This window comes from Mycobacterium sp. 852014-52450_SCH5900713 (genome assembly GCF_001667075.1).
Taxonomy (GTDB): Bacteria; Actinomycetota; Actinomycetes; order Mycobacteriales; family Mycobacteriaceae; genus Mycobacterium.
In genome coordinates, this window is record NZ_LZIL01000032.1 from 264383 (window position 1) to 272557 (window position 8175).

Sequence of the window (8175 nt, forward strand, 5' to 3'; positions counted from 1 at the left end):
TCGCGCCATCGCGCTCGGTACTGCACGATGCTGACGTGACAACTCAACGGTTGACCGCCGATCAGCGAAACTCATTCATCGCGGCGTTGTTGGGCTGGACGATGGACGCCTTCGACTACTTCATCGTCGTGCTTGTCTACGCCGACATCGCAAAGACTTTCCACCACAGCAAGGCGGAGGTCGCCTTCGTCACCACGGCCACCCTGATCATGCGTCCCGTCGGCGCGCTGCTGTTCGGGTTGTGGGCCGACCGCGTCGGCCGGCGGCTGCCGCTGATGGTCGACGTGATGTTCTACTCCGTGGTCGGCTTCCTGTGCGCGTTCGCCCCCAACTTCACCGTGCTGGTGATCCTGCGCCTGCTGTACGGCATCGGCATGGGCGGCGAGTGGGGTCTTGGGGCCGCGCTCGCCATGGAGAAGGTGCCCGTCGAGCGACGCGGGTTCTTCTCGGGGTTGCTGCAGGAGGGTTACGCGTTCGGCTACCTGTTGGCGAGCGTCGCCTCGCTGGTGGTGATGAACTGGCTGGGGCTGTCCTGGCGGTGGCTATTCGCGCTGAGCATCGTTCCGGCGCTGGTCAGCCTGATCATTCGCTACCGGGTGGAGGAGTCCGAAGTCTGGGAGGCCGCGCAGGACCAGATGAAGCTCACCAGCACCAGGATCCGCGACGTGCTGCGCGACGGGGTGATCATCCGCCGGTTCATTTACCTGGTGCTGCTGATGACGGCCTTCAACTGGATGAGCCACGGCACCCAGGACGTCTACCCGACCTTCCTGACGTCGACCGCCAACCACGGCGCCGCACTGTCCAGCGCGACGGTCAAGTGGATCGTCATCGTCTACAACCTCGGTGCCATCATCGGCGGCCTGTTCTTCGGCACGCTGTCGCAGCGATTCAGCCGTCGCTACACCATCATCTTCTGCGCGCTGCTGGCGCTGCCGATCGTTCCGCTGTTCGCCTACTCGCGCGCCGCGGCGATGCTGTGCCTCGGCTCGTTCCTCATGCAGCTGTTCGTGCAGGGCGCATGGGGGGTGATTCCCGCCCACCTGACCGAGATGTCGCCGGACGCCATCCGCGGCCTGTACCCCGGCGTCACCTACCAGCTCGGAAACCTGCTGGCCGCGTTCAACCTCCCCATCCAGGAACGGCTGGCCGAGTCGCACGGCTATCCCTTTGCCCTGGCGGCGACGATCGTGCCGGTGCTGATCGCGGTGGCGTTCCTGACGCTGATCGGCAAGGACGCCACCGGAATTCGTTTCGGCACCGCCGAAAGCGCTTTCCTGCCAACCGAAGTGACGTGAGTCAGTCCGAATGGTTCAGCAGGCGCAGCAGCAGGTGCATCGCCACTGTCGTCGAGCGCTCCCGGATGTCCGAGCGGTTGCCGGGCAGCCGCAACGTGCGGGTGTCCGTGCGGCCGTTTGAGAGCTCCACCGTGAAACACACCGTGCCAACCGGCTTTTCGGGAGAGCCTCCGCCGGGGCCGGCGATCCCGGTGATCGCGACGGCGGTGTCGGCGCCGAAACGGCGTAGCGCCCCGGCCGCCATCGCCTCGGCCACCGGCTCGGACACCGCGCCGTGGGCCTCGATCAGCGCCGGATCGACGCCCAGCAGTTCCGCTTTCGCATCGTTCGAATAGGCCACCACCCCGCCGGCCACATACTCCGACGATCCGGGCCGGTCGGTCAGTCGCGCCGCCACCAGCCCCGCGGTGCAGGATTCGGCCGTCGCGATCCGACGACCGGCCAGCGCTTGGCCGACCAGATCGTCCACGGTCGAACCATCTTCGGAGAACAGCTGCTGTGCGTGTCGGTCACGCACCAACTGGATCAGCTTCGCGTAACTGGCGGCGGCGTCCGGCTCGTAGCGCGTGACCATCTCGACCTCGCCCCGCCGCAAGCAGGTGGTGATCTCGAGCGACTCGAAGCCCGGCACCGACGCCTCGGCGTCGCGCAGGGTCTCGGCCAGGCCCGACTCGGGCAGCCCGAACATGCGCACGGTTTCCTGCCGATAGAGCGTTCGGCCGGCGATCGCCTGCTGGGCGGCGGGCGTCTCGATGGCCCGGTGCCACATCGGCTGCAGCTCGCGGGGCGGCCCCGGGAGCACGATGACCGTCGGCTTGCCGGGCACGACCACGCCGGGCGCGGTGCCGACCGGGTCGAGCACCTGCGATCCGGCGGGAATCATCGCCTGCTTGCGGTTGGCGGCGCGCACCGCCTCGAAGTCCACGCCCTCGAATCGCGCCATCAGCTTCTTGAGGATGTTCGCGATCTTGTTCTCGGTCTCGTCGTCCAACACCAGCTCGCGGTTGCAGAACCGGGCCACCACCTCCACGGTCATGTCGTCGGCCGTCGGTCCAAGGCCACCGCTGGTGACGATCAGGTCCATGCCCTGGTCCGCCATGAAGCGCAGCTGCGCCTCGATGTCTTCCGGGCGGTCGCCACAGATCGTGATGTGCGCCAGCTCGACGCCCAGCTCCAGCAGGCGGTCGGCGATCCAGGGTCCGTTCGCGTCCTGGACGCGCCCGGTGAGGACTTCGGTTCCGGTGACGACGATTCCTGCGCGTGCGCTCACCGCCATGAGCCTACTGGCAGGGCTGAGAGACAATGGGCCGATGACCGAGCTAGAGGTCTTGCAGGCCGACGTCACCAAGCTCGAAGTCGACGCGATCGCCAATGCGGCCAACACGCAACTGCGGCACGGTGGCGGTGTCGCCGCGGCCATTGCCCGCGCCGGCGGCCCGGACCTGCAGCGGGAATCGACCGAGAAGGCGCCCATCGGGCTCGGGGATGCCGTCGAGACGACGGCCGGCGACATGCCGGCGCGCTACGTAATCCACGCCGCGACCATGGAGCTCGGCGGCCCGACGTCGGCGGAGATCATCGCGCGGGCCACCGCTTCCACGCTGCGGAAGGCCGACGAGCTCGGCTGCCGCACCCTCGGCCTGGTGGCCTTCGGCACCGGCGTCGGCGGCTTCCCGCTGGATGAGGCGGCGAGGCTGATGGTCGACGCCGTCCGGCGACACGAGGCGAAATCGTTGGAGAAGGTGGTGTTCGCCGTTCACGGCGACGCGGCCGGGCGCGCGTTCCGGGACGCCGTTGCCGGCTAATCCTCTTCGAGGTAACGCTCGACGGAGGCGACCTTCTGCGTCATCGCGTCGCTGACACCGGCCCGCCAGTCCGCCTTGATCACCGTGCTGACCCGGGGCGCGCGAGCGGCCACCGCCTCGACCGCTCGCTGCACGACCGCCATGACTTCTTCCCAGCTTTCACCCTCGATCACGGTGAACATCGAATCGGTCTTATTCGGCAGGCCGGAATCGCGCACTACCCGAACCGCTTCGGCGACGATCTCGCCGACACCCTCGCCCACACCCATGGGCGTGACGGAGAACGCGACAAGCACAGACACTCAACGAGCCTACCCAACCATTTGAGTGTCGGCCTGGCAGCATCAAGGCCCATGCGGGTTTTGGTGCAACGGGTCGCTTCGGCGACGGTGTCGGTCGGCGGCGAGGTGGTGGGCGCCATCCGGCCCGCCGGTCAGGGCCTGCTGGCCTTCGTCGGCGTCACCCACAGCGACGATGCCGACAAGGCGCGACGGCTCGCCGAAAAGCTCTGGAATCTACGGATTCTCAGCGACGAGCGGTCGGCCGCCGACGTCAACGCGCCGATCTTGGTCGTCAGCCAGTTCACCCTGTACGCCGACACCGCCAAGGGCCGACGACCATCCTGGAATGCGGCCGCTCCGGGCGCGGTCGCCGAGCCCTTGGTGGCGGCATTCGCCGACGCGTTGCAACGGCTGGGCGCCGAAGTCCACAGCGGGGTGTTCGGCGCGAACATGCAGGTCGAATTGGTCAATGACGGCCCGGTCACGGTGCTACTGGAGCTCTGACCCGCGATTGCAGGTACGTTGGGACAGGCCGATTTTTCGTGACCGATCGTTGACGGGAGGGGCGACCATGACCGCGACGCCCGAGTTTGGCTCGCTCCGTTCCGACGATGACCATTGGGACATCGTCAGCAGCGTGGGCTACACCGCCTTGCTGGTGGCCGGATGGCGTGCGCTGCATGCCGTGAGCCCGCAGCCGCTGGTCCGCGACGACTATGCCAAGGTATTCATCGAGGCCTCGAAAGACCCGTATTTGGCGGGCGTGCTCGCCAACCCGGGGACCTCCGAGGACGAGATGGCCTTCCCCCGTCTCTACGGCGTACAGACCCGGTTCTTCGACGACTTCTTCGTTGCCGCCGGCGCCGCGGGCATACGACAGGCGGTGATCGTGGCCGCCGGCCTGGACTCCCGCGCATATCGACTCGAATGGACACCGGGCACAAGGGTTTTCGAGGTCGACCTGCCGAAGGTGCTGGAGTTCAAGGCACACGTGCTCGCGCAGCACGGCGCCAAACCCAAGGCCCCCAGGGTAGAGGTTGCCGCCGATCTGCGCGCCGACTGGTCGCGGGTTCTGGAGGCCGCCGGCTTCGACGTGGAACGCCCCAGCGCCTGGTCGGTGGAGGGAGTGCTGCCCTACCTGACCGACGAGGCCCAGAACACGCTCTTCACCCGGATCAGTGGACTCAGTGCGCCCGGCAGCCGGATTGCCATCGGCGCGTTGGGATCCCGTTTGGACCACGACCAGCTCGAGGCCCTTGAGACGGCGCACCCCGGCGTCAACATGTCCGGCGACGTCGATTTCTCCGCGCTGACCTACGAACCCCAGACCGACCCCGCGGAACGGCTGGCCGCGCACGGGTGGACCGTCGAGCCCGTCCGCAACACGCTCGACCTGCAGGCCGGTTACGGGATGACCCCGCCCGATGTCGACGTCAAAATCGACAGTTTCATGCGGTCCCAATACATCACGGCAACGCGGTAACAGACCTAGGGCGTCAACAGGATTTTCACGTCGTCGCCCGAGCGCGACGCCGCGGTCGCGTAGCCCTTGGACGCCTCCTCCAACGGCAGCGTGGTGGTGAAGATGCCGTCGACGTCGAGCCGCCCGGACTGCAGCAGCGGGATCAATTCCGGCCAGGTGCGCTGCACCGGCGCCGTCGTCATCCGCAGCGTGATGCTGCGGATCAGGCAACCCAGGGCGTTGAGCGGGAACGGATTCATGTCGTGTACACCGACAACCGAGACCGTGCCGCCCGGCCGCACCGCATTGAGTGCATCGGTCAAAGACGCGTCCGTGGCGACGGCGTCGATCACCGCATCGGCGCCACGTCCCCCGGTGGCGGCGAGGATGGCCTCGACCGCCGGCGCCTTGAGGGGCGTCGCGCCCCACTGGGCGGCCCGATCCAGCCGGCCCTGCACTTGGTCCACCGCGAAAACCGTTGCGGCTCCTTGAAACAGCGCGCTGCGCAGCGAGCACAGCCCCACGGCGCCCAGACCGATGACCGCCACGGTGCCGCCGAACGGAATATCGGCGCGTTGCGCCGCCGCCCAGCCCGTGGCGAGGTTGTCGGTGAGGAGTAGCGCCTGTTCGGTGCTGATGCCTTCCGGCACCTTGAGCAACTGGAAGTCGGCCGCGGGCACGGCCAGCAGGTCGGCCTGCGCTCCCCCGAGCAAACCCCCGCCGAAGATCTGAAAGCCTCTGTGGCACATGACGGGATCGCGGGTGGCGCAGCCGGCGCAGGCGCCGCACCCGGTCACCGAGGACACCATGACGAGGTCGCCCACCTTGACGGTGCGTACCTCCGGCCCCGCCTCCAGGACGGTGCCGAGCGCCTCGTGGCCCAGCGCGATCGGGTCGGGCATCGGAAAATCGGCCTCGTAGAAGTGCAGGTCGGATCCGCAGATGCCGGCGGCGGCGACGTCGACGATAGCCCCGTCGGGTCCGGGGAGGGTGGGATCGGGCCGCGTGTCGACCCGGATGCTGTGGGGTCCGTCGACGACTACCGTACGCATAGTGGCCTGCTCACTTCCTTTGCCGCACAACAAATTGTGACCAGTCGGGCTCACGCACCGCGGCCCAGTACTCGTTGAGGCGCCACGGACTGACGGTGTGGATCTCGCCGTCGGCGTTCTTGAAGTAGGAGTGTTTGACCGCGGGGTGCGCCCACACCATCTTCTTGATCTGAGTCTGCGTCCGGTCATGCCAATCGGTGGCGGCATCGGGCCTCGGCTCCAGCGAATGCACCTCTGGGTCGGCCAGCCGCGCCAGACACTGGTCTATGTAGCGCATCTGCAACTCGGACTGGAAGATCAGGCTGCCGCCGTGGGCGAGGTGGGTTCCGGGCCCGTAGATGATGAACAGGTTGGGGAACTTTGGAACGGTGATGCCGAGGTAGGCGTACGGCCGGCTCCCCCACATCTCGCGCAGGTCCACCCCGTCGCGGCCGGTGATCTTCAGCGGCCACAGCACTTCGGTGTGCCGGAAGCCGGTGGCGTAGACGATGACGTCGACGTCATGCGCCACGCCGTCTTCGGTGACGATGCCGCGCGGGGTGATCCGCCGGATGGGCGTGCGCACCAGCTCGACGTTGTCTCGCTGCAGTGTTTGCAGCCAGCTGCCGTTGTCCTGCAGGGTCCGTTTACCGCAGGCGGGATAGTCGGGCATCACCTTGGCCAGCAGGTCGTGCCCTTCTCCGACCTGGCTGGTGATCCACTGGGAGAACATCATTTGGGCGGCGGCGTTGATGTCGCTGACCGCATGCTCCTGGTCGGCGTAGTTTGGGTCGCCTTCCGCGGCGTCGAGTCCCTTGTCGGACCCCGGCCAGAGGACGAGAAAGCGGTACCACCGCCCGTAGAACGGCAGGTGGCGCATGGCCCAGCGCATGCCGTCGCCGACCTCGTCGTGATACATCGGGTTGGGGAACATCCACTGCGCGGTCCGCTGAAACACGGTGAGGTGCTCGACATCCGGGGCAATCGCGGGTGCGATCTGGAAACCGCTGGCGCCGGCGCCGACGAGCGCGACGCGCTTACCGCTGATGTCGACGGAGTGGTCCCAGGCCGCGGAGTGGAACGACGGGCCCGCGAAGCTCTCGGCGCCGTCGAAGTCGGGAATGTTGGGCCGGTTCAATTGACCGACCGCGGTGATCAGGGCACGGGCGCGCACCGTGCTCGTCTGGCCGTCGACACCACGCAGCCGGATGCTCCAGGTGGCGTCGTCGTCGACCCATTCGGCGGCGAGAACCTCCGTATTCCACCGCACGTGCTCGGCCAGGTCGTGCTTCGCCATGACCTGGGTGAAGTAGTCCTGCAGCTCGTGCTGTTCGGCGAAGAAATGGGTCCAGTCGTTGTTGGGTTCGAAACTGTAGCAATAGAAGTGGTTGGCCACGTCGACGCGGGCGCCGGGATAGCTGTTCTCCCACCAGGTTCCGCCCGGACCGGGGTTCTTCTCCACGATGGTGAAGGGAATGTTGGCCTGCTTGAGCCGGATTCCGGCCAGGATGCCCGATTCGCCGCAGCCGACGACGAGGACCGGAATATCGGCCGCGCTGTCGGCCGGCACGGTCGGCGGGCGGCGTGGATCGACCCCGTCGAGGTCCATCTCTTCCAGCACCAGGCGCAGGTAGTCGTCGGTCACGTGCTCGCAGGCCGCCCAGTCCATCATTTCGCGAATGAGGTCGAGGCTCAGCGGCTTCGGCTCGGGACAACCGCGGTCCCGATATTCGGTGATCACCGGCAGGGCTGCCGCGCGGGCCCGCGCCTTGTCCTCCTCGGACATGAAGCCCTGAATCTCGTTGAGGAACACACCCATCTGCTTGAAGTCGCGGATGAAGCGCGGGTCGCCGGTGATGTGCACGAGTGAAAGCAAGAGTGTCGGGATGCTGACATCGGCGAGGGCGGCCTCGATCTCCGCCGTGGACGTGGTGAAGGGATCGCCGGCATAGGCGCTGCGCATCGAGCCGATCCTCTCGGGTGAACGGGGTCCCCCAATTACGCTACTGACCGTGTCGTAATTGGCAGCACTACGCTACCCGCTGGCGAGGGAGGGGATCAATAGCCTGACTGCTATGGCGCGTCGTCCTCGTCGTTTTGCCCCATCGTCTTTTCGGGGTGGTGGAAGGTATTGACGCGGGGCTGCCCGCGATCCAGGTGCGGTGGTGGGATCCATTCGGTGTCGCCGTTGGCGCGTTTTCGGGTGGTCCAGCCGTTGTCGAGGAGGCGGTGGTGGGGTCCGCAGGCCAGGGTGAGTTGGTCGATGTCGGTGCGGTGGGTGCTGGCCCAGTCCTGGAC

At 67.2% G+C, this 8175-nt stretch carries 8 protein-coding genes and 1 pseudogene; 4 read left to right on the top strand and 5 right to left on the bottom strand.

Annotated elements, in window-relative coordinates:
* The first annotated feature begins 35 nt into the window (after positions 1-35).
* Complete coding sequence (locus A5773_RS08360) at positions 36-1298, top strand: sialate:H+ symport family MFS transporter (protein WP_197507860.1); 1263 nt, start codon at positions 36-38, stop codon at positions 1296-1298.
* 1 nt (position 1299) lies between these two features.
* Here A5773_RS08360 and A5773_RS08365 read toward each other — a convergent pair whose 3' ends face one another.
* A complete protein-coding gene (locus A5773_RS08365) occupies positions 1300-2574 on the bottom strand; it encodes a competence/damage-inducible protein A (RefSeq protein WP_067790465.1) in 1275 nt (424 codons plus the stop codon).
* Between the two features lie 34 nt (positions 2575-2608).
* On the opposite strand from A5773_RS08365, the gene A5773_RS08370 reads away from it, so the two are divergent.
* A complete protein-coding gene (locus A5773_RS08370) occupies positions 2609-3103 on the top strand; it encodes a macro domain-containing protein (protein ID WP_082948149.1) in 495 nt (164 codons plus the stop codon).
* Here the strand turns inward: A5773_RS08370 and A5773_RS08375 are convergent.
* Positions 3100-3405, bottom strand: a complete 306-nt coding sequence (locus tag A5773_RS08375) for an MTH1187 family thiamine-binding protein (RefSeq protein WP_066954365.1) — start codon at positions 3403-3405, stop codon at positions 3100-3102. The genes A5773_RS08370 and A5773_RS08375 overlap by 4 nt on opposite strands.
* A gap of 51 nt (positions 3406-3456) precedes the next feature.
* On the opposite strand from A5773_RS08375, the gene dtd reads away from it, so the two are divergent.
* Together dtd and A5773_RS08385 are read left to right on the top strand one after the other, a co-directional pair.
* Positions 3457-3888 carry a D-aminoacyl-tRNA deacylase gene (gene dtd, locus A5773_RS08380; RefSeq protein WP_066954362.1) on the top strand — a complete coding sequence of 144 codons (432 nt, stop codon included), beginning with the start codon at positions 3457-3459 and terminating at the stop codon, positions 3886-3888.
* A 67-nt stretch (positions 3889-3955) separates the two neighbouring features.
* Entirely contained in the window at positions 3956-4867 is a 912-nt protein-coding gene (locus A5773_RS08385) for a class I SAM-dependent methyltransferase (RefSeq protein ID WP_067790468.1), read from the top strand.
* A gap of 5 nt (positions 4868-4872) precedes the next feature.
* Here the strand turns inward: A5773_RS08385 and A5773_RS08390 are convergent, their stop codons facing one another.
* From A5773_RS08390 to A5773_RS26250, 3 genes and pseudogenes are all read right to left on the bottom strand, one after another.
* The gene (locus A5773_RS08390; RefSeq protein WP_066954357.1) at positions 4873-5898 is read right to left on the bottom strand and encodes an alcohol dehydrogenase catalytic domain-containing protein; all 1026 of its coding nucleotides are present in this window, start codon (positions 5896-5898) and stop codon (positions 4873-4875) included.
* A 10-nt stretch (positions 5899-5908) separates the two neighbouring features.
* Positions 5909-7840, bottom strand: coding sequence for an NAD(P)/FAD-dependent oxidoreductase (locus A5773_RS08395; RefSeq protein ID WP_067790471.1), 1932 nt, complete (start codon positions 7838-7840; stop codon positions 5909-5911).
* A gap of 110 nt (positions 7841-7950) precedes the next feature.
* Positions 7951-8175: pseudogene (locus A5773_RS26250) on the bottom strand (hypothetical protein); the annotation flags it as partial.

Coding starts and splice junctions, on each gene's coding strand:
- dtd (WP_066954362.1), top strand. CDS start 3,457: ATGCGGGTTTTGGTGCAACGGGTCGCTTCGGCGACGGTGTCGGTCGGC.
- A5773_RS08365 (WP_067790465.1), bottom strand. CDS start 2,574: ATGGCGGTGAGCGCACGCGCAGGAATCGTCGTCACCGGAACCGAAGTC.
- A5773_RS08390 (WP_066954357.1), bottom strand. CDS start 5,898: ATGCGTACGGTAGTCGTCGACGGACCCCACAGCATCCGGGTCGACACG.
- A5773_RS08395 (WP_067790471.1), bottom strand. CDS start 7,840: ATGCGCAGCGCCTATGCCGGCGATCCCTTCACCACGTCCACGGCGGAG.
- A5773_RS08370 (WP_082948149.1), top strand. CDS start 2,609: ATGACCGAGCTAGAGGTCTTGCAGGCCGACGTCACCAAGCTCGAAGTC.
- A5773_RS08385 (WP_067790468.1), top strand. CDS start 3,956: ATGACCGCGACGCCCGAGTTTGGCTCGCTCCGTTCCGACGATGACCAT.